This window comes from Salinicola sp. NYA28a (assembly GCF_976982775.1).
In genome coordinates, this window is record NZ_OZ334582.1 from 655,802 (window position 1) to 676,328 (window position 20,527).

General features: G+C 63.8%; 16 protein-coding genes and 1 tRNA gene. 9 read left to right on the plus strand and 8 right to left on the minus strand.

Going from position 1 to position 20,527, the window contains the following annotated elements:
* The first annotated feature begins 212 nt into the window (after positions 1-212).
* Positions 213-998: an outer membrane protein OmpK gene (locus tag ACWHY3_RS03150; RefSeq protein WP_087717573.1), complete on the plus strand. Its 786-nt coding sequence runs from the start codon at positions 213-215 to the stop codon at positions 996-998.
* 91 nt (positions 999-1,089) lie between these two features.
* Here the strand turns inward: ACWHY3_RS03150 and ACWHY3_RS03155 are convergent, their stop codons facing one another.
* A complete protein-coding gene (locus tag ACWHY3_RS03155) occupies positions 1,090-1,449 on the minus strand; it encodes a hypothetical protein (RefSeq protein WP_256961030.1) in 360 nt (119 codons plus the stop codon).
* 131 nt (positions 1,450-1,580) lie between these two features.
* Here ACWHY3_RS03155 and ACWHY3_RS03160 point away from each other — a divergent pair, with 131 nt between their 5' ends.
* Positions 1,581-2,738: a MalY/PatB family protein gene (locus ACWHY3_RS03160; protein WP_448127541.1), complete on the plus strand. Its 1,158-nt coding sequence runs from the start codon at positions 1,581-1,583 to the stop codon at positions 2,736-2,738.
* Between the two features lie 65 nt (positions 2,739-2,803).
* On the opposite strand, the gene ACWHY3_RS03165 is transcribed toward ACWHY3_RS03160, so the two are convergent.
* The gene (locus tag ACWHY3_RS03165) at positions 2,804-3,739 is read right to left on the minus strand and encodes a tetratricopeptide repeat protein (RefSeq protein WP_087717817.1); all 936 of its coding nucleotides are present in this window, start codon (positions 3,737-3,739) and stop codon (positions 2,804-2,806) included.
* A gap of 40 nt (positions 3,740-3,779) precedes the next feature.
* On the opposite strand from ACWHY3_RS03165, the gene ACWHY3_RS03170 reads away from it, so the two are divergent.
* Entirely contained in the window at positions 3,780-4,607 is an 828-nt protein-coding gene (locus tag ACWHY3_RS03170; RefSeq protein ID WP_448127542.1) for a DUF3750 domain-containing protein, read from the plus strand.
* 233 nt (positions 4,608-4,840) lie between these two features.
* On the opposite strand, the gene ACWHY3_RS03175 is transcribed toward ACWHY3_RS03170, so the two are convergent.
* A tRNA-Met gene (locus tag ACWHY3_RS03175) sits at positions 4,841-4,917 on the minus strand.
* Between the two features lie 28 nt (positions 4,918-4,945).
* Complete coding sequence (locus ACWHY3_RS03180) at positions 4,946-7,714, minus strand: DUF349 domain-containing protein (RefSeq protein ID WP_448127543.1); 2,769 nt, start codon at positions 7,712-7,714, stop codon at positions 4,946-4,948.
* 255 nt (positions 7,715-7,969) lie between these two features.
* Between ACWHY3_RS03180 and minC the strand changes: the two genes are divergently transcribed.
* The 4 genes from minC (at position 7,970) to sbcB (ending at position 11,498) form a co-directional block, all read left to right on the plus strand.
* Positions 7,970-8,710, plus strand: a complete 741-nt coding sequence (gene minC, locus ACWHY3_RS03185; protein ID WP_448127544.1) for a septum site-determining protein MinC — start codon at positions 7,970-7,972, stop codon at positions 8,708-8,710.
* Between the two features lie 46 nt (positions 8,711-8,756).
* Positions 8,757-9,578: a septum site-determining protein MinD gene (gene minD / locus ACWHY3_RS03190; protein WP_087717577.1), complete on the plus strand. Its 822-nt coding sequence runs from the start codon at positions 8,757-8,759 to the stop codon at positions 9,576-9,578.
* Entirely contained in the window at positions 9,575-9,844 is a 270-nt protein-coding gene (gene minE / locus ACWHY3_RS03195) for a cell division topological specificity factor MinE (RefSeq protein WP_448127545.1), read from the plus strand. Before minD ends, minE begins: the two co-directional genes overlap by 4 nt.
* A gap of 145 nt (positions 9,845-9,989) precedes the next feature.
* Positions 9,990-11,498: an exodeoxyribonuclease I gene (sbcB, locus tag ACWHY3_RS03200; RefSeq protein ID WP_448127546.1), complete on the plus strand. Its 1,509-nt coding sequence runs from the start codon at positions 9,990-9,992 to the stop codon at positions 11,496-11,498.
* Positions 11,499-11,674: 176 nt separating this feature from the next.
* Here sbcB and ACWHY3_RS03205 read toward each other — a convergent pair whose 3' ends face one another.
* Both ACWHY3_RS03205 and ACWHY3_RS03210 read right to left on the minus strand, forming a co-directional pair.
* Complete coding sequence (locus ACWHY3_RS03205; protein ID WP_448127547.1) at positions 11,675-14,614, minus strand: insulinase family protein; 2,940 nt, start codon at positions 14,612-14,614, stop codon at positions 11,675-11,677.
* A 132-nt stretch (positions 14,615-14,746) separates the two neighbouring features.
* Positions 14,747-15,421 carry an SOS response-associated peptidase gene (locus ACWHY3_RS03210; protein WP_303854642.1) on the minus strand — a complete coding sequence of 225 codons (675 nt, stop codon included), beginning with the start codon at positions 15,419-15,421 and terminating at the stop codon, positions 14,747-14,749.
* Positions 15,422-15,706: 285 nt separating this feature from the next.
* Here ACWHY3_RS03210 and ACWHY3_RS03215 point away from each other — a divergent pair, with 285 nt between their 5' ends.
* Both ACWHY3_RS03215 and ACWHY3_RS03220 read left to right on the plus strand, forming a co-directional pair.
* Complete coding sequence (locus ACWHY3_RS03215; protein WP_087717580.1) at positions 15,707-16,321, plus strand: TetR/AcrR family transcriptional regulator; 615 nt, start codon at positions 15,707-15,709, stop codon at positions 16,319-16,321.
* A gap of 8 nt (positions 16,322-16,329) precedes the next feature.
* Positions 16,330-18,219 carry an MFS transporter gene (locus ACWHY3_RS03220; RefSeq protein WP_448127548.1) on the plus strand — a complete coding sequence of 630 codons (1,890 nt, stop codon included), beginning with the start codon at positions 16,330-16,332 and terminating at the stop codon, positions 18,217-18,219.
* Between the two features lie 94 nt (positions 18,220-18,313).
* On the opposite strand, the gene ACWHY3_RS03225 is transcribed toward ACWHY3_RS03220, so the two are convergent.
* Complete coding sequence (locus tag ACWHY3_RS03225; protein ID WP_448127549.1) at positions 18,314-19,597, minus strand: HlyC/CorC family transporter; 1,284 nt, start codon at positions 19,595-19,597, stop codon at positions 18,314-18,316.
* Between the two features lie 105 nt (positions 19,598-19,702).
* Complete coding sequence (locus ACWHY3_RS03230) at positions 19,703-20,506, minus strand: cytochrome C assembly family protein (protein WP_448127550.1); 804 nt, start codon at positions 20,504-20,506, stop codon at positions 19,703-19,705.
* Positions 20,507-20,527: the final 21 nt, after the last annotated feature.

The window sequence follows — 20,527 nt, forward strand, 5'->3', positions numbered from 1 at the left end:
TGTGCAATCGGTCAGGTTTTGAGAGAGATCTGAGTTGAAACAGTGCGTTATGAAAACGCCTCGATATACCGGCGTCTATGTTTCGTCGCGCGTCCATTGTTTTGTACACAAAAATAGTCGACTGGCACGCCTTTTGCTCCTTCTGGTTCCGGGTCTTCAGGATCTCGAGTTCAAGCGCCAGAGAGCGACCCATGACATAGGAGCAGGGTGGGATGAAAGGTTTGAGACAGAGCACGGTCGCCATCGGCGTGATTGCAGGAGCGGCCCTCGGTGTGGCTGGCGAGGCAGCGGCCGCTAGTCCGATTCTGTGGCAGGGCAATAGCCTGACCTACTTGTACGGGCAGAATTTCGAAGTCGATCCGTCGACGCAGCAGACGGTAACTTTCGAGCATGCCAGTAGCTGGACGGTAGGGGATCTGTTCATTTTCGTCGACAAGATTTTCTACAACGGCGAAGAATCCGCCACCAATGGCAGCAATACTCTTTACGGCGAGTTCACGCCCCGGTTTTCGTTCAACAAGATCTTCGACCAGTCCTTCAAGCTGGGGCCGATCAGCGACGTGCTGCTGGCAGGCACCCGCGAGTTTGGCGAAGGAGATGTGGAAACGACGTTACTGGGCATGGGGGTCGACCTGGCGATCCCCGGTTTCGACTACGCTCAGATCAATGTCTATCACCGCGACCCGGATGGAGATCGTGATGGCGATACCTGGCAGATCACGCCGGTATGGTCGGTGACGATCCCGGCGGGAGAGTCGGACTTCCTGATCGATGGCTATATCGACTGGGTAGTAGATAACGACGATAGCTATCACGCCAACCTGCATGTCAATCCACAGATCAAGTACGATCTCGGCAAGGCCATGCAGTGGGGGGAGAAGAAACTCTACGTCGGCTTCGAGTACGACTACTGGAGCAACAAGTACGGCATCGAGAACAGCACGGCTTTCGATACCGATCAAAATACCGCGAGTCTTCTCGTCAAGTACAACCTCTGATCCTCCGCCTGCTCGTGTCAGCGTGCGCTGCGGCCTGACACAGGCTGGTACGCAAACGGCTCGGGCCTTGGCATGGCTCGCGCCGGACGGGTCAGACCAGGCGCAGCCCACGATAGTCGTGCCACGCTTCGGCCAGCGGTGCCGCGAGGCGCTCGCGCAAGTGATCGGGCAGCGCGTCGCGCGCCGTCTCGAAGGCGTCGAAGTCTCGATTGTGCAGCCAGCAGTAAGCCCAGGCGCACGCCTCGTCGTCATCGCGGGGCAGGGGCCTGGCCGGCATCTGCACCAGCAGGAACAGCGCCGTTCTGGCGGCCCAGCGCGGTGGCGTAGCGTCACCGCTCCAGTGGGTCAGCGTGGCGCCGTCCGGTGTCGACTCCGGCTCTCCCAGTTTGGCGATGCGCGCCGTATCGGCCAGAATCAGGGCCAGACGGTCGGGATCGGCCTGCCCCAGCATCAGCCAGTGGCCGACCAGTTTCGAATTGCCGGCCAGCACCCGAGCGTAGAACGGTCGGGGAGAAGCGTTGTCAGGCACGTCAGGTCGCTCGCACATATTTGTCCATCCATTTCGATGATGAGATCACTATCGTGAACTTCGATTTTGCCACGCGTATCGATCGCCGCCAGCACGCCACCAAGAAGTGGCTGCAGTACGACGAGGACGTCCTACCCCTCTGGGTCGCCGATATGGATTTTCGCTCGCCGCCGGCGGTCATATCGGCGCTCGAGTCACGCGTCGCGCACGGTGTCTTCGGCTACGGTGACGTGTCCGCGGCACTGAAGCAAACCCTTTGCGACTGGAGCCGTGACCACTACGACTGGCAGATCGAGAAAGCGTGGCAGCTATGGGTGCCCGGCGTAGTGCCGGCGCTCAATCTGGCGGCGATGGCACTCAGCGAACCGGGGCAGGGCGTGCTCACCGCGACCCCGATCTATCCGCCGTTTCTGAGTGTCGCCAGAAATACCGGACGTGAAGCACAGACGTTCGCGCTGGCCGACCCCGTTGCGCCTGGCGAACCCTGGCGGCTCGATCTCGAGGCGCTGGAAGCGGCGATCCAGCCCAACACGCGCGTATTGCTGTGGTGCCACCCGCACAACCCCACCGGGCGCGTGTGGAACGCCGAGGAGATGAAGGGGCTGGCCGAGCTGGCGGTGCGTCACGACCTGATCGTGATTTCCGACGAGCTGCACTGCGATCTGATTCTCGATCCTTCGGTCTCTCATCGGCCGCTGGGTCAGCTGTGCCCGGAGCTGAAGGATCGTCTGATCACGCTGTGGGCACCCTCCAAGACGTTCAATATCGCGGGACTCTCCTCCGCCTGCGCCATCATCGCCGACGACGATCTGCGCCAGAGATTCCAGTCTGCGGCTGCCGGCTTGCTGCCGAGCGTCAACGTGCTCGGCCTGAGCGCGTCGCAAGCCGCCTACGCCGAGTGCGAGGAGTGGCGCCAGGCGCTGCTGAGTGAGCTGCGGGACAATCTGGCCCTGGTGGAAGCGCATGTCTCGCGCTGGCCGAACGTGGCCATGACAGCACCGGAAGCGACCTACCTGGCCTGGCTGGATCTACGCCATAGCGCGTTGGCCGAGTCGCCGCAGCAGCGCTTGTTGGAAGAAGCACGCGTGGCGCTCTCCGATGGCGCCGACTTCGGCTGGCCCGGTTTCGTCAGGCTCAACTTCGGCATGCCGCGAAGCTGGCTCGAAGAGGCATTGATGAGGCTGGATCGGTTGCTTGCCGAGCCAGCCTGACGAAAACGCCCGGGCGAGCTTTCACTCGGGCCGGGCGTTCCGGGTATTACGTGGATCGACGTCGATCAGTAGAGCATGGCGAACAGGCGACGGCGGTAGGTGACGGTCAGCGGGTGTTCGGCGCCCAGCGCATCGAAAACGCGCAGCAGCGTCTTGCGTGCCGCGTCCTCGCCGTAGGCGCGATCCCGTTTCATGACAGCCAGTAGCGCTTCGAGTCCGGCTTCGTACTGGCCGTCGGCGATCTGGCGCATGGCACGCTGATACTGCGCCTCGCTGTCGTCACGCTCGCCCAGGGCGTCGATATCGGCCTGGCTCAAGGCTTCCTCGCCGAACTCGATGCGTGCCCGCACGCCGCGAGCCTTGGCCGCATCGCGGTGTTCCGGCGGCAGATTGTCGAGGATCTGCTTGGCGTCAGCGGTGCGACCGGCGGCGACCTGCACCCCGGCCAGCTCGATCTGGTAATCGTAGTGCTCCGGATACTGCTGGATCAGTTCCTGATAGATCGCTTCGGCCGTCTCGGTGTCTCCGGAGGCAAGTGCCGTCTCGGCCATCTCTTCCGGGCTCTGCGAGGCGTTCGCCGGTGCCTCGAGATACTTGCCCAGCCACTCGCGAACCTGCTTTTCCGGTAGCGCGCCCTGGAACTGGTCGTAGAGCTGGCCCTGGGAAATCAGCTTGACGTCCGGCACCGAGCGTACCCCGAGCTGGGAGGCGATCTGCGGGAAGGCTTCGATGTCGAGCCGCGCCAGCACGAAGGCGCCAGCGTATTCCTGCGCCAGCTTCTCCAGCACCGGTTTCAAGTTCTTGCACGGCTCGCACCAGGATGCCCAGCTCTGCAGCAGCACCGGATGCTGCATCGAGCCCTCGAGCACGACCTGCTGGAAGTTCTCCAGCGTGACGTCGACGATGACGTCCTCCGGAGCAACGTTGTTGCCGGCGCCATTCTGGCCGCTTTCTTCCGGGCCGGTCAGCGGTTGTCCGGTGCGAGGATCGACGATAGCCATGTAAAAACCCTTGATGTTCGATTCGAGATTGATGAGTGTTATGTGGGCCATCGTACGCCGATTCAACCCGTCCCGGATGCTGACTCGCACGTTCAAGTTCGTGCTGGCTGCCGTCACGCTGATTATCGTACTGCTGCTGGGGCCGGCTTATATGCTCGCTTCCCAGCAGGTGCCGATGTCCGCCAACTGGCAGGATGCGGATCGTTCTTCCAGTGGGCTGGCGCCGGATCCGGCGGAGGTGCGCGAGGCCGTCGTTCAGGTCTACGCGGCGCGAACCTTCGAGTGGCGCGGGGCGTTCGGCGTGCATACCTGGATCGCAACCAAGGCCGAAGATGCCAGCCGTTATCGCGTCTATCAGGTGATGAGCTGGCGTCGGCCCACGGTGGAGACCGGCTTTGCGCCGCCGGATCGCCAGTGGTATGGCAATTCGCCGACGCTACTGGCCGAACTCCGGGGCGACAAGGCGGCGCGGGCGATCGACGAGATCGAGCGCGTCGTGCCCGACTACCCGTTTCCCGACCAATACCGGATCTGGCCCGGTCCCAACAGCAATACGTTCATTGCCTGGGTGGTGCGACAGGTGCCGGAACTCTCGGTGGACTTCCCGCCCAATGCGATCGGCAAGAACTACCTGCCGGGAGAGTTCGTCGCCAGAACGCCGACGCAGACCGGCTATCAACTGTCGCTGGGCGGCCTGTTCGGCGTCATGCTGGCCTGGGACGAAGGATTCGAACTCGACGTGCTGGGATTGACGGTCGGAGTCGACTGGCAGTCTCCCGCGCTCAAGCTGCCCGGCATCGGCCGAGTCGGCATGGCGCAACCGACCGGTAGCCACGGGGAAAGAGAGGTGGAGCAGGAAATTCCTTGAGGATCTGGCGATAAAACGAAACAGGACCCAGAGACCTGGGATAGCCCACATGCATAACGTGGCGGAACCGGTATCTGCCCGAGGGTAATGAATGGGGCAAAATGGATAACGCAAAAACGGGTCGTGAGAGAAGCGGATAGAGCAAAAGGGAAAGAGGAAAGGCGGATAGCGTTTGACGGAAAAATAGAGGCCAAAAAAAACCGGCGCCTGGGGAAGGCACCGGTCAAATAATTTGGTAGCGGGGACCGGATTTGAACCGATGACCTTCGGGTTATGAGCCCGACGAGCTACCAGACTGCTCCACCCCGCATCAACTTGTGGCGTATTATACGTACGGATTAGATGAAGTCAATGCCTTCATCGCTGTGATGATGTCCTGATCGGCTCAAATGCGCCATTACGCTATCGAAAGCGGGCTCGTAGCGCTCCCAGGTCTCGGCCGAAAGCGGGGCAATCGACAACAGCCTTAGCAGCGTCTGGTGCAGTTCCTCGGGCGGGGTGGGCGGCCGGCCCAGCCCGTCGTTGAGCCGCGCGACCTGAACCTCGAGGCGCAGCGGTTCCAGCGCTTCAGGGATGGCGTCGCCGGCCAGCAGCGCCAGTTGGACCAGGCAGCGTTGCAAATTCTCTTCGGCTTGCTGCGGCGACGACGTTTGGCGCTGAGTCTCGCGGGCTTCGAGCGCTCGTCGTACATCGCTGTCGAGCCGGGCCGTGTCGAGCGCTTCGCCGTCGGCCTGACGCATCCATGCCCGATAGTCGGGCCACTGCTTGGCTTCTTCCACCAGCGCAAGCCGATCCAGTGTGACTTCCCGCGCGTGAACGATGCCTTGCCAGCGCTTTTCCATACCGTCGCTGCGACGGCTGCGGGGCAGAGGCACCAGGCGTTGTGCTTCCGTCAGCGCCGAGTCGAGTACATGGCGCTCCCTGGCGGATGCAGGTTGCCAGGCGTCCAGGCGGTCGATCAGTGCCTGCATGTCATCGAAGCGCTGCTGCTGCCGTGCCTGCTGTTCGCCACGCACGGTGTCGCGGGCTGCGAAAATGGTGTCGCAGTGGTTGCGGAACTGGCGCCACAGCGTCTGTTCGATGCCTTTCGGCGCCCGGCCCAGCTCGCGCCAGCGCTGTTGCAGCGACTTGGCCTGCTCGGCACGCTGCGCGGCGGGCGCGGTATCTTCCGCCAGTTGTCGGGCCTGTTCGACCAGTTCGCGCTTGTGGTCCGCGACATCACCGGCGCGTTCGTCGATCAGCGATTGCAACTGACGACGCAGGCGGGCGTAATGCCGGCCGGTCGAGGCGGCCTGCCGCCGCGGAACCGGCCAGTGTCGATCCCACTGTTCCTGGGCGGCATCGCGAATCCGGCGCAGGCCGTCCGGGTCGGCATCCTCGGAAGGGTGGGCCAGCAGCGCTTCGAGCTGTTCGCAGAGTGCCTGCCGGGCTGCGAGGTTGTCCTGCTCCCGCGATTCGAGCTCGGTCTCCCACTCGGCCAGCTGCTCATGCAGAGCGTCGGAGGCGGCGCGGAAGCGCTGGGCCAGCTCGCGGGTCGCCGCGGCGTCGCCGAGCTGGCGCCAGTCGCGAATCAGCTGCTGATGCCGGCGATGACGCTCTGCATCCGGCTGCTCGCGGGCCTCGACCAGCGCTTCGATGTTCGCCAGCAGGGCTTCGCGCTTGGGCGCGGCGGCGAAACCGCGCCAGTCCTTCAATTCGGCCAGGCGGGCGGTCTGCTGCTTGTAGGCCTGCTCCTGGGCCGGCGACAACGACTGCCCGCTGGAATCCAGATGCTGGCGCAGACGGCGATGCAACTGCGAGGCGGGGCGGTAACGGCCCTGGTCGAGCTCCTCGGACAGAGCCTCGAGCTGTGCGCCGATCTCTTCGTCCGACCAATGGTTTTCGGTCTTGGCGGCGGCTGCTGTGTCTTGCTGTCGCCTGCTGGCTGCTGCCTGGCGCTGGGCATCGAGCACCAGCTCGGTCGGCGGCAGCGTGCGCGGCCATGCCAGGCGATCAAGGACCGGCGCCAGCGGCTCGTCCTTCTCGAGCGCTTCGCGCAGGGCGGGGGCTTCGGCCTGCAGTCGCTCCCAGGCCTGCCAGATGGTCTGGGCCTGCTGGTCGAGCGCCGCGTACCGCTGCTGGAAGGACTCGCTGACCCCGTAGCGATCCGAGACCTCCTGCCAGCGCTCTTCCTGCAGCCGCCACTTGCCTTGCAGCGCCTGCATGACCTCCGGGGTCAGTCGTTCGGTTTCAGCGACGATGTTCAGTGCCTGGTTCAGGGCATCGAGGATGCCTTCGCGCGTCGATTGCGCCTCGGACTTTTCGCGCTGGATGCGTTCGAGCTCGCGATGCTGATGCTCGTGTTCGGCGATGCGCTGGCGGCAGCGAGTCACTGCGGCATCGAAGCGGGCGTGCTGGGTTGGGTCTGCGTTGCTGGTCAACGCGTCCCATTGTTTGACCCAGTGCTTCAGGCGCGCCTCGAAGGTCGGCTCCCAGGGGCGGTTGGCCTGGGCTTCCAGGGTTGCCAGCAGCTGCTCGCGCTCCGCTGCTTCGCGGCTCTGCTGTTCGGCGTCGGCACGCAGACGCGCCAGTCGTTCACGCGCGAGGCGGGCGACCTGCTTGTCTCGGCGCGCCTGCTTGGCCAGTTGCGCCAGGCCGTCGGGGGAGGTGACACGCTCCGCGGCGGCGTGGCGCACGGCAGTGATGCCGTTTTCGCTGGCGTGGTGAATCAGGCGCGCTTCGTCGTCGATGCGAGCTAGCGCGGCCAGACGCAGGGACTGGTTGTCACTCTGGCCGATCAGCGCGTCGACCAGTACCAGATCCTCGAGCTGCTCGATCTTCTCCAGTCGCGTATTGAGATCGGGGCTGGGAGAAACGCGCCCACCGAGAAGGTCGACGAGGCGCTGGAACGATTCCTCGCTCGGCGACTGGCGATGCCACTGGAGCAGCGGATCAAGGTCCTGTACCCGCGCCAGTGCCGCTTGGCGGACCTGGGGGGAATCATCCTGGGCGAGCTGACGAAGCGTATCGAGCTCGTCCGAGCTCAGTTGAGAGGCGGCTTGGGCGCGGACAGCGGGATCCTTGTGCCGCCAGCGAGGGGAAAACAGACGTTGAAAGAGTCCTGGCATGGCCGGTGTGGCATCCTGAAAACGACGGGGCTGGCAGAGGTCGACCCGCAAATTCGCGGCGCCGACGGCAACTGTCTATCTAACCATTTGAAGGCCGGCGGTAAAAGCCCGATTCGTCGGTGATGAAAGCCCGATTCGCGGGTTGCGTCGGTTCGTGGCGACACCTGACAAAAGGTCTGAGGGGCCTTATGATCGGTTGCAGCGATGTCCGCCCTCGCCTAGCTTAACCTCATTCCCCCGCTGCGGAGTTCGGTCATGAGTCTCAACAGGGATCGGGCAGACACTGCCTTTACATTCAAAGGCGGCATGCTGCCGATGACAGTCATGGAGTTGGCCAGTGGCGACCCTGAGCGTATCCGCGCACAACTGGCCGGCAAGGTGAGCCAGGCACCGGCCTTTTTTCAGCATACGCCGGTGGTGCTGAGTGTCGAGCAGGTTGACGAGCCGCACCTTGCCCTCGAGCGCATCTGTGCCGTGTGTCGTGCGCACAAGTTGTTGCCAGTGGCCGTACGCGGCGGTTCGGACCCGGTCAAGCAGTCTGCATGGGCGCTGGGGCTGGGGTGGTTCCCGCCGCAGGAGAATCGTCCGCGAGCGATCGAGGCCCGGCCCGTCGAGGCGCCGGTCGAAGCGGAGCTGCCGGTACCGCCACCGGAGGTGTCGATACAGGCCGGCGGACGTATTCATCGGGGGACGGTGCGTTCGGGCCAGCAGGTTTCCGCCTCGGAAGGCGACCTGGTGGTGATCGGCGCCGTCAATCCCGGCGCCGAGGTGCTGGCAGCGGGCAGCGTGCATGTTTACGGGCCACTACGCGGGCGGGCGCTGGCTGGTATCCACGGTGATCGCGAAGCCGGTATCTTCTGTCACGATCTGAAGGCCGAATTGCTTTCCGTGGCAGGGACCTACAAGCGTCTTGAGGATATCGACCCCAAGATGCTGGGATGTTCGGTGCAAGTGCAGCTCAAGGAAGACCAGTTAAGGATCTCGGCGCTGACCTGAATGGCGCGAGAGTGATCAACAGTTATCGGGTAACAGGAAGTTCATCTTGGCCAAGATCATCGTTGTAACATCCGGTAAAGGTGGCGTCGGCAAGACGACCAGCGCGGCAGCCATTGCCACGGGATTGGCCCTTCGCGGCAACAAGACCGTCGTCATCGACTTCGACGTGGGTCTGCGGAATCTGGACTTGATCATGGGGTGTGAACGCCGGGTCGTTTACGACCTGGTCAACGTCATCCAGGGCGAGGCCGGGCTCAAGCAGGCCATGATCCGCGACAAGCGCTCGGAGAATCTGCATATCCTCCCCGCGTCCCAGACGCGCGACAAGGATGCGCTGACGCTGGAAGGCGTCGAGAAGGTCCTGATGGATCTCTCCGAGGAGTTCGATTACATCATCTGTGACTCTCCCGCCGGTATCGAACGTGGCGCCCAGCTGGCTCTCTACTTCGCCGACGAGGCCATCGTCGTGACCAACCCCGAGGTTTCCTCGGTGCGGGATTCGGACCGTATCCTCGGGCTGTTGTCGTCCAAGTCGCGTCGCGCGGAACAGAACCGTGACCCGATCAAGGAACACCTGCTGGTGACCCGCTACAACCCGAGCCGGGTCGACGACGGCGATATGCTCAACCTGGAAGACATTCGGGAGATACTGGCGATCGATCTGGTCGGCCTGATCCCTGAATCGGAAGCCGTGCTGCGTGCCTCCAACCAGGGGGTGCCGGTCATCCATGACGACAAGAGCGACGCTGGACAAGCGTATGTCGACACCGTGTCGCGCCTGATGGGCGAAGACGTGCCGCTGCGTTTTCAATCGGTGCAGAAGCGCGGCTTGATCGCACGCATGTTCGGAGGAGGAGGTCGCCGGTGAGGCTACTCGATTTTCTCAAGGGTGAACGCAAGAAGTCCGCATCCGTCGCCAAGGAACGGTTGCAGATCATCGTTGCCCATCAACGCGGCCATCGGGGCCAGCCCGACTACATGCCGATGCTGGAGCAGGAGCTGCTCGAGGTCATTCGGCGGTACGTCAAGGTCGACCAGGATGCCATCAATATCAGCCTCGACAGCGACAACGACTGCTCGGTGCTCGAACTCAACGTGACGCTGCCCAACGAAGGCGAAGCGGCCAAGACCTGAGCCAAAGACCGGGGCCAAAGATCTGGGCCAAAGACCCTGGCTGAGCCAAGCCTGGGAAGCGGCCAGGGCCGGGAAGCGATCGGTGACGCATGAGTCGTGCTGCCGGCTATGCTAGGCTTGGCCTTTTGCGCAGGCGGAGAGCGGAATGGCCACGAGTGGAAGGGGCAATGGCAAGGCAGTCCATGGCAAGAAGGCCCGGTCCCAGGCAGAGCTCACATTTCTCTGGCACGACTATGAAACCTTCGGTGCCGATCCGCGTCGGCACCGGGCTTCCCAGTTCGCCGCGATTCGTACCGATGCCGAATTCAACGAAATCGGCGAGCCGCTGACGCTGTATGCCCGCCCGGCGGACGACGACCTGCCCAATCCTCACGCTTGTCTGATCACCGGCATCACGCCCCAGGCCGCGCTGCGTCGTGGCGTGCCGGAGGCGGAGTTCGCTGCGCGTATCCAGGCGGAAATGAGCGTGCCGGGTACCTGTTCGCTGGGCTACAACAGCCTGCGCTTCGATGACGAAGTCAGCCGCCATCTGTTCTACCGCAATCTGTTCGATCCCTACGCTCGGGAGTGGCAGAACGGCAATTCCCGCTGGGATCTGATCGATGCCGTGCGCGCCTTCTACGCCGTGCGCCCCGAGGGTATCGAATGGCCGAAGCGCGACGATGGCGCCCCGAGCTTCAAGCTCGAGCACCTGACGGCAGCCAACGGCATCCCGCATGAAGGAGCCCACGACGCACTGGCGGACGTGCGCGCCACGATCGGCATGGCCCGGCTGCTGCGCGCCCGGAATGCCAAGTTCTTCGATTACCTGCTGTCGTTGCGTCAGAAGCGTCGAGTGGCCGAGCTGCTCGATGTCGATGCCCGCAAGCCGATGCTGCATGTCTCGCGGCGTTATCCCGCCAGTCGCGGCTGCAGCGCGCTGGTCGTGCCGCTGGCCGCGCACCCTTCGAATCCCAACGGGATCATCGTCTACGATCTGGCCGTCGACCCGGCGCCGTTGTTCTCGCTGACGCCCGAGGAGATCCGGGCACGCATCTTCGTCAGCGAAAGCGAGCTGGCCGAGGGCGAAACGCGGATTCCGCTGAAAGTGGTCCATCTCAATCGAAGTCCGGTATTGCTGCCGATCGCCACGGCCGATGATGCCGTCGCCAAGCGTCTGGGGCTCGACCGTGCCTTGTGCGAGCGACACTGGCAGGCGCTGGTGCAGAACCCGGAGTCCGCCAGCAAGGCGGCACTGGCCTTTGCCGACTCGCCGGCCGATCCGCCGCAGGATCCCGATCTGATGCTCTATTCCGGCGGCTTCTTCTCGCCGCACGACCGTCAGGCGATGGAACGCGTGCATGCGACACCGCCCGACGAGCTGGGCACGACAGGGTTTGCCTTCCAGGATCCGCGGCTCGAGGAAATGCTGTTCCGGATGCGCGCGCGCAGCTACCCCGATACGCTCGACAGCGAGGAAAAGGCGCAGTGGGACGCCTTCCGCTGGGCACGCATGAACGACGCCAACAGTGGCAGCATGACGCTCAAGGATTTTGCCCGCGAAATCGAACGTCTCAACCAGACGCCGCTGGAGGATCGCGAGCGTCAGGTGCTCGAGGAGCTGGTGATGTATGTCGAGTCGATCATGCCGGAACAGGCGTTCGACGCTTATTGAGCTACGAGCTACGAGCTACGAGCTACGAGCTACGAGCCATGAGCCATGAGCTAAGAGCGACGGGCGGGTGACGAAAACCGACCTCCCGAACCAGAATGCCAGAAAGCAGACAGCCGCCCCGGACGATGCGTCCGGGGCGGCTTTCGTTGGTAGGTAACGTCTTGCGAGGCGCGCCGCTACCTCTCCAGTGTGGCGTAGTCGCGAGTCAGAGCATCGACATCGCTGGGTTGATCGCCGGCATCGGAGGTGACACTAAGCGTCGGGCTCTGGCGCAGCGTCTGCCAGGCGCTGCGGACATCCGCTGCGCTCAGTTCGTCGACCTGGGCTGCCAGTTGTTGGCGACGATCGAAGTCGGCCTGGGGATAGGCCAGCGTCTGCCACAGCCGATCGGCACGCGCCGAGAGTGACTGATCGCGCTGCAGCAGTTGCTGGCGCACGGCCTGACGATAGGGCGCCAGGTCGGCGTCGCTCAGGGCGCCTATGCGCTGATCGAACGTCTCCAGGAAGGCGTTCATGCGCTGCCCGATGGTCTCGCTGGAGACGCTTGGCGACTGCACCAACATCATCAAGCCCGGGGCGTTCATGAAGGGCGCGTAACCGGCGCTGACGATATAGCCTAGCTGCTCGTCGGTGCGCAGTTTGGCAAAGAACGGCGGGCCGATCAGTTGCCCGATCACGGCCAGGCTGGCCTGGTTCTGCAGCGCGCGATCGGGGCCCTGGAGATAGCGCAGGACCGCGGCGTCGTCGCGGGTCGTTGCCGGATGCAGGGCCGGCGCATCTGCCGGGACGTCGAGCACGCTCAACGGCGGAATGTCGCTGGCGTGAAGCCTGGGCGACAGGGCGTTGGCAACCAGCAGCCCCTCGCGCTTGGCAAGGGTGGCATCGAGATTACCTACCGCCATCGCCTGCACGTAGAGCTTGTTCAGAAAGGCTTGGCGATAGTCACGCACGTCCTGGGCGTCGATGTCACCGATCGCCGTCAGCATGTTGGGGGTGCTGATCTGCGGCCGCATCAGGGCCTCGCCCAGGGTGCGCTGCATCTGCTGATAGAGCGCATCCTGTGGCGCGTTCTCCCAGCTGCGTACCAGCCCCTGCTTGACCCGCGCGATGCTGGCATCGGTGATCTCACCCTGCCGCAGCTGCTCGACGACCGTCTGCATCAGACGATCCTGGTGGTCGCGCCAGCCGGAGAAGGCCAGCGTGATGCCGCGGCCGTGGGCGTAGGCGGTGAAGTCCTGACCGGCCAGCGAGGCGGGGTAGAAGCGCTCGTTGAGTCCATCGTTCAACCAGCCGGCCAACAGCCGTGTCAGTACCGCATGGCGGGCGTCCCGCGTGGCATCGGGGTTCTGCAGGCTGAAGCGCCATTCGACCCGCGGGGCGCCGAAGTCGCTGTCGGCCTGGTGCCAGATCTCGACGCTGGGCGAGTCGACGAGGCGCGTTGGTTCGGCGCTATCGAACGCCTCGACGCCCAGGTCCTCGGCGATGTAGGGGTTGGCCTCGGGAAGCGCCAGGCCGTCGAGGGGCGTCCCGCGAGGCCAGTCGTCACGGCGCGTCAGGGTGTAGGGGGTCGAGAAGTACTCGGTCGTCTTCTCTCCCGCGATGTCCGGACCGCTGTAGACCCGCAGCAGGTTGTCGGGGGTCAGCCGTTCGAGGATGCCATCGATCGCCGCCGCATCGAACTGATCCATGCGGTAGGGCGCGTACTGCACATCCTTGAGCGGATAATGGGCGAGACTCATTGCCATACCGCTGACGGTATCGATCGGCTCGCTGCGCTGCTGAAAGCGGAAGCTCTGCTCGGCCAGTCTGGCCTGTTCCTCGTAACGCCAGGCGTTGACGCCGTGATCCTGGATCCGCCGGATCTGCTCGAACAGGCTCGCCTGGATGTCGTCGAGGTGTTTCTCGCCTTCGGGGGTCAGGCTGATCGAGATGTCGAACAGCGCGTGGCGGCCGTCGCCATGGCTCGTGCCGGCGGACAGACCGTCGGCCCAGCCGGCCTGGCGCAGGGCGGCCAGCAGACTGCCTTCGCCTTCGTGGCCGAGCAGGTTGGCGAGATAATCGTCGGGCTTGTTGGCGTACTCGAGGATCGGGTCGTCGACGGGAAACAGGAACTCCAGCTGGCGCCGGGCTTCGTTGGTCTGGATGCGCAGCGAGGCCGGCAGGTCGCCGTCTCTCGCCAGCGGTTGCTCGACGATCGGCTTTTTCAGGTCGCGATCGGGCACGGCGTCGAAGCGCTGGCGTACCTGTTGCTCGATGGCGTCCAGGGGTTCCGGCGCGAGCACGGCAAGTTGCATCACGTTGGCGCCGTAATGGCGATGATAGAAATCGAGAAGCGCCTGGCGCAGCGGACGTTTGTCGCTGTTGAGCGTGTCCAGACTGCCGACGGAGAAGTGGTTGATCGGATGATCGGGACTGAGCGCCTTGCCCAGCGCTTCGTTGATACGACGGGCGTCGTCTTCGCGCCGTGCCTGATACTCGGAGTTCACCGCATGGCGTTCGCGGTCGACGTACTCCGGGTTGAACTGCGGGGAGACGAAGAACTGCGAGAAACGGTCCAGTGCTTCGGGAAAGGCCTCGGGATCGACATCGAAGAAGTAGTTGGTGTCCTGGTCCGCGGTGAAGGCGTTATGAGACCCGCCGTTGCGGTTGATGAAGCGCTGGTAGCCGTCGGGATCGGGATAGCCCTCGGTGCCCAGAAACAGCATGTGTTCGAGGAAATGCGCCAGCCCGGGCATGTCCGACGGGTCGTTGTCGCTGCCAACCGAGACATCCATGGCCGCTGCAGCCTTGTCGGCATCGGGGTCGCTGACCAGTAGCGCCTGCAAGCCGTTATCCAGCGTGATGGCACGATACTGGCGGTCGTCATTAGGGCTTTGTATCAGAGGGCTTTGGATCAGAGGGCTTTGGGCCGGAGAGCCCTGGATCGGCTGGACGGGATCCGGCGAGACAGGTTTGGCGGCGGCGATGGCTTCGCTGGGGAGCGAGCTGAATGCCAGTGCCAGACCGAGGGTCAGGTAGCCGGCGGCGAACCAGGCACGAAGCCCGAAACGCCTGGACATCGCGATGCCGGTGGGATGAGCGCGATGCGATGAAGCTCGTGAATGGGGTTCCTGCATACGGATTCTCTCGGTGATGATGAATCGGCTTGGTAATGAATCGACTTGGTAATGAATCGGCTCGAGGATGAACGGAGCTCGACGATGAACAGGGCTTGATCGTGAATGCCGGGACAGAACGTGGTTCGGCTCTCAGGCCGTCCATACCCGCATGGGCCCGACCGGATAGCCACAGGCCCACTCCTGGTGCGCGGGATCGTTCACCTGTCTTGATACCGGAAAAGCGCCCAACAGTTCCCTGTCGGCTGGTCCGATGAGGTCATGAGCGGCTGTCGGCGAGGTCTTCGAAGAGAGCCAATCCTCGATCCGGGAGGGCGCGATGACAGCGGGCAGGCGATCGCTCATGGGGGCGATGACTTCCGTGGTCGGCACCGTGATCAGCGCGAACGAGTCACGCGAGGTTCCGATATCCGGGGCGTAGCGGCTCCAGATGCCGGCCAGCATCAGCGGCGAGCGATCGGTATGCGTGACCAGAAATGGCTGCTTGCCGCGTAGCCCGGCCTGCCAGACGTAGATACCGGTCACGGGGACCAGGCAACGGCGCTCGGCCAGCGCTTCGCGAAACATCGGTCGCTCGTCGAGGGACTCGGCGCGGGCACAGTGAGGCGCCTGGTCGAGGACCTTCAGCCAGGTGGGCGTGAGCCCCCAGAAGGCGTCGCGCAGCACGATGTCGTTGGCTTCCTGGCGCAGGATCGACAGCCAGCGGCGAGGCGCCAGGTTGGGCCCGAACACTGGCGGGTCGATGCCACGAAAGGCAGGGCTTCGTGGATGGCGCGTCCAGTCGTCGACGTGCAGTCGACCAGCCATGGTCTCTCCTCGTGGGCATTCTGATGGCAGGGGCCACAGCCTATGCCACCGGAAAGGCAGGGCCAAGATGTTATTGTATCGAAAACGGACGCGACCGCTCCATCGACGATGGCAGCCGGTCGGCGTAAAACTCTCACGAAATCGTTACGTTAATGCCCCAGGTGCTTGCGTTTGCGCGGTATGGCGATATGCTGAGAAACGCTGTTCGATTTTAAGTCGACAACAAGATTTTCCGGCCCCCGGACCATCGACAGCGATTCGACACTATTCCGAGCGAGGAACTTCATGGCTCGACCGCGACAGCACGCTCCCGAGGCGCTCCATGCTCAGGTCATGGCGGCCTGTGATGCCTGGCTGCGAGACAATCCCGTGCACACGCTGTCGCTGCGCTCCCTGGCTCGCGATGTGGGCTGCGCACCGAGTACGCTGCTCAAGCTCTACGGCAGCTTCAGCAACCTGCTGCAGTACGTCAATATCGAGACGCTCGACCGCATGGGGGCCGCGGTCTCCTGGCTCGAGGATGCCGACCCGGAGCCGCAGCTCAAGGCGCTGGCGAACGCATACTGGCAGTTTGCCCAGCATGAACCCTACCGTTGGCAGATGCTGTTCGAATATCCGCTGGCGGACGAGGGGGAGCTGGACGAGCGCCAGAGCCATATCATCGAAGCGCTGTTCCTTCGTGTCGAAAGTGCGCTCAAGGCGCATCAGCCGGCGCTCGACGATGCCGGCGCCCGCCGCATGGCGAGAACCCTCTGGGGTAGCGTCCACGGTCTGGTCCAACTGGGGCTGAACGATCGTCTCGGCTATTGGCAGGAGCAGCCGATGGAAGTCGGCGACCTGCTCGATCAGTTGCTGACGATGACCCTGAATGGCCTGCGTTACCAGCCGGACGCCACGTGATCTCGGGATTGCTGACTCAACGCCGTTTTGCCCCGTTCTTCTGGACTCAGGCGTTGGGGGCGTTCAACGATAACCTGTTCAAGAACATTCTACTGCTGCTGCTGACCTTCGTCGCCGTGCCTCGCTACGGCTGGGATACGGGACTGCTCAACAATCTGGCAGCGGGACTGTTCATCCTGCCTTTCTTTCTGTTCTCCGCCTGGGGCGGCACGCTTGCCGACCACCTCGACAAGCAGCGGCTGGTGCGCCGCCTCAAGCTGCTGGAGCTGGTGACGATGATCGCGGCGGCGGTGGCGGTCTGGTTCGAGCTCTTTGGCCTGCTGCTGGCGCTGCTGTTCATGATGGGCACGCAGTCGGCGCTGTTCGGGCCGGTCAAGTACGCCATCCTGCCGCAACATCTCGCCGCCACCGAACTGGTCAAGGGCAATGCCTGGGTCAATCTGGGCACCTTCGTGTCGATCCTGCTGGGAACGCTGCTGGCCGGTGTGCTGGCTTCGCTGGACGGCGCCCTGGAGCGGGCGGCGATCGCGGCCAGCCTGGTCGTCATCGCGCTGGTCGGCGTCGTTGCCAGCCTGGGTATTCCCGAGGCGCCACCGAGCGCGACCGGCCGTGTGTCATGGCGCCCGTTCTCGGGAACATGGCGGGTGATGCGGGACGGCCTGAGTGAAAAGCGCGTGCGTCCCGCGCTGATCGGCATCAGTTTCTTCTGGTTTCTCGGGGCCTGTTATCTCACCCAACTGCCCGCCTGGGTGCGTGACGTGGTCCACGGCAGCGAAGGGGCGGTCAGCTTTCTGCTGGGGGCTTTCGCGGTCGGCGTCGGGCTCGGCGCGCTGCTCTGCTCGCGGTTGTCGGCAGGCCGCCTGGAACTGGGGCTGGTTCCGCTCGGGGCGCTGGTCATCGGGGTATCGGGCATCGAGCTGGCATCACAGTCGAGCTTTGCCGGTGAACAGCTGGCGCTGGGTGAACTACTGACGATGACCGACTTCTGGCAGATGAGCACGCTGCTGGCGCTGGTGGGGCTGGGCGGCGGTCTTTATAGCGTGCCGCTCTACACCCTGATGCAGCTGGCCAGTCGCGAAGAGCGAAGGGCGCGCATGATCGCTGCCAACAATATCCTCAACGCCCTGTTCATGATCCTCTCCGCCGTGTTCGGGATCCTGGTGCTCAGCGTGATGAAGCTGTCGCTTTTCGTGCTGTTCGCCTGTCTCGGCTGGGCCGCTCTGCTGGTCGGCGTCGCGCTGCTGATGCGTAACCCGAGACCGGCGCTGCGGTTGTTGATCTTCGCCCTGACTCAGGTGCTCTACCGGCTTCGCTGTCGCGGTCGTCATCATGTGCCGGCCACTGGCCCGGCGCTGGTGGTCTGCAACCATGTCAGCTTCATGGATGCGCTGGTACTCGGCGGCGCCTGCCCTCGTCCGCTGCGCTTCATGATGGATCGGCCGATCTACGAAAATCCCTGGATCAACTGGTTCTTCCGGATTGCCGGGGCGATTCCCGTGGACTCCGATCGACGCGATCCGGGCGGCGTGCGTCGTGCGCTGGAAGAGGTCAGCCGGGCACTGCGCAACGGCGAGGTAGTGATGATCTTTCCGGAAGGGCGGCTGACGCCGGATGGCGAGGTACAGGCCTTCCGGCGAGGGCTGGACCTGGTGCTGGCGCGAGATCCGGTGCCGGTGGTGCCGGCGGCGCTGTCGGGCCTGTGGGGGTCGTGGACTTCCAACAAGGATGGCAAGGCACTGACCAAGTGGCCGCGCCGTTTGCGGGCGCGGGTTCTTCTGGTCTTCGGCGAGCCGATACCGGCGGGTTATTCGCCGCGCCGAACCCTGGAGCGGCGGGTTCGCGGGCTCAAGCGCGCTGCCGATCAGAGCCTGGCCAGGAGGCTGGGCGGCCCGATCTAGCCTGGCGAATCACTCCCTGGCGGGGCATCGGTCGCCAACGCTGTGAGGGAAGTCGGCGCGCCTTGAGCCCCGGTCTATTCGGGTCTATTCGGGTCTATTCGGTAGCACGGCGCCGGACGCCTTGCTGCCAGCAGCGTGCCGAGGTGATCAGGTTGTCGCCGATCTCGAGGATCTCCAGGCGGCTCGTGCCGATCTGCAGGCAGGCCTGGGCGTCGGGAAAGGATTCCAGCTCTTCGAGGATCAGGCCGTTCAAGGTCTTGGGGCCATCCGTCGGCAGCTGCCAGCCCAGTGCCTTGTTGACTTCGCGGATATTGGCCGTACCTTCGATCACGTAGCTGCCGTCGGGCTGCGGGTGGATATCCCGATAGGTGCCGGCGACATCGGTGGTGAACTCGCCCACGATCTCTTCCAGAATGTCCTCCAGCGTCGCCAATCCTTGCACGTCTCCGTACTCGTCAACCACCACCCCGATCCGACGCTTCTGCTGCTGGAAATTGAGCAGTTGCGTATGCAGCGGGGTCGACTCCGGAATGAAATAGGGTTCACGGGCTTCCTGTACGATCGCGGCTTTCTGAAGATCCGGTTTGGAGAGAAACCGCGAAGCGTTGCGCAGGTGCAGAATGCCGATGATGTTGTTGATGTCGCCCTTGAAGATCGGCAGGCGGGTGTGCTGACTCTGGCGAATCTGGGCCAGCAGCGTTTCCAGATCGTCGTCGAGATTGAGACCGACGATCTCGTGACGCGGGACCATGATGTCGTTGACGGTGACGTTTTCCAGATCGAGGATCGACAGCAGCATCGCCTGGTGACGGCTGGGGATCATCGGCCCCGCCTCGTGAACCACGCTGCGAAGCTCGTCACGGGTGAGGCTGTCGGCACCGGCGTCCAAGTGGCGAACGCCGATGAGGCGCAGAAGCCCGTTGGAGATGACGTTGACCAGCCAGACCACGGGATAGAAAAGTCTCAGCAATGGCGCAAGGATCAGCGAGGCGGGTAGGGCGATGCGGTCGGGCTTGATGGCGGCATAGGTCTTGGGGGTCACTTCGCCGAAAATCAGCACCACGATCGTCAATGCCAGCGTGGCGATGGCGGGCCCCGACACATCGCCGAAGAAATGGATGGCGACGATAGTGGCGATCGAGGCGGCGAGATTGTTGACCAGATTGTTGCCGATCAGTATCACGCCCAGCAGGCGATCGGGGCGCTTGAGCAGCTCGACGACGCGCTTGGCCGAGCGGGATCCGGCATTGGCCTGATGATTCAACCGGTAGCGGTTGATCGACATCATGCCGGTTTCGGAACTGGAGAAGAAGGCTGACAGGCAAACCAGAATGAACAGCAGGCCCAGCATGAGGCCCAAGGGTATGTCATCGCTCAAGGCGGGGAATTCCTCAGGAGTTGTCAGGTTGTTGTAGGGCGTTAGCCGAACCCTGTCAACGCCGCCGACAGCCGCACCCGGCATAGCTGTCGACTCGGGCACGTCTCAGGCGTTGTAGTGGAAGACGTATTCCAGCACGAACTTGGTGCCGAAGAAGGCCAGTATCAGCACGCCGACACCGGTCAGCGTCCAGCGCACCGCCTTCTGACCACGCCAGCCCAGATAGTGGTGTCCGGCCAGCAGGCCGGCGAAGATCAGCCATGCCAGCAGCGACAGGACGGTCTTGTGGGCCAGGTGCTGGGCGAACAGGTTGTCCACGAACAGGAAGCCGCTGATGATGGCGAGCGTCAGCAGCAGCATGCCGCACCAGATCAGTTCGAACAGCAGCTGTTCCATGCGGGTCAGCGGTGGCAGCACCTGAACGATGCCACCCGTCTGGCGGCGTTTGAGAGCGTGATGCTGGAAGCCCAGCAGCGCTGCTTGAACGGCGGCAATGGCCAGGAAGGAGAAGGCGGCGACCGAACTCAGAATGTGGAAGTAGAGCCCCGGCGATACTCCGGACTCGATCATCCGGCTGGGCATGCCAACGACACCGACAACGGTGATGGCGGCCAGCGGAAAGACGCAGACGCCCGCGTTGAGCACGGGCTTGAACAGACTGGCAATCAGCAGTAGTGCCACGACCAGCCAGCCCACCAGCGCCGCGCTCTGGGTCAGCCCCAGGTGCAGTCCGTGGGGGCCGACGATCGCCAGTGCGACGATGAGGGTGTGGCATGCCAGGGCGATCAGCCCGGCACCACGGACCCAGTTCGGACGTTCGCCGACGCGTCGGGCGAGGCTCAGGCTTTGCCACAGCCCGGCGGCGAGATAGCAGACAATAGCGACAAGGGCGAAAGGAAGCGCCGGCATCGGTGTTTTGGCCTCGTGAGC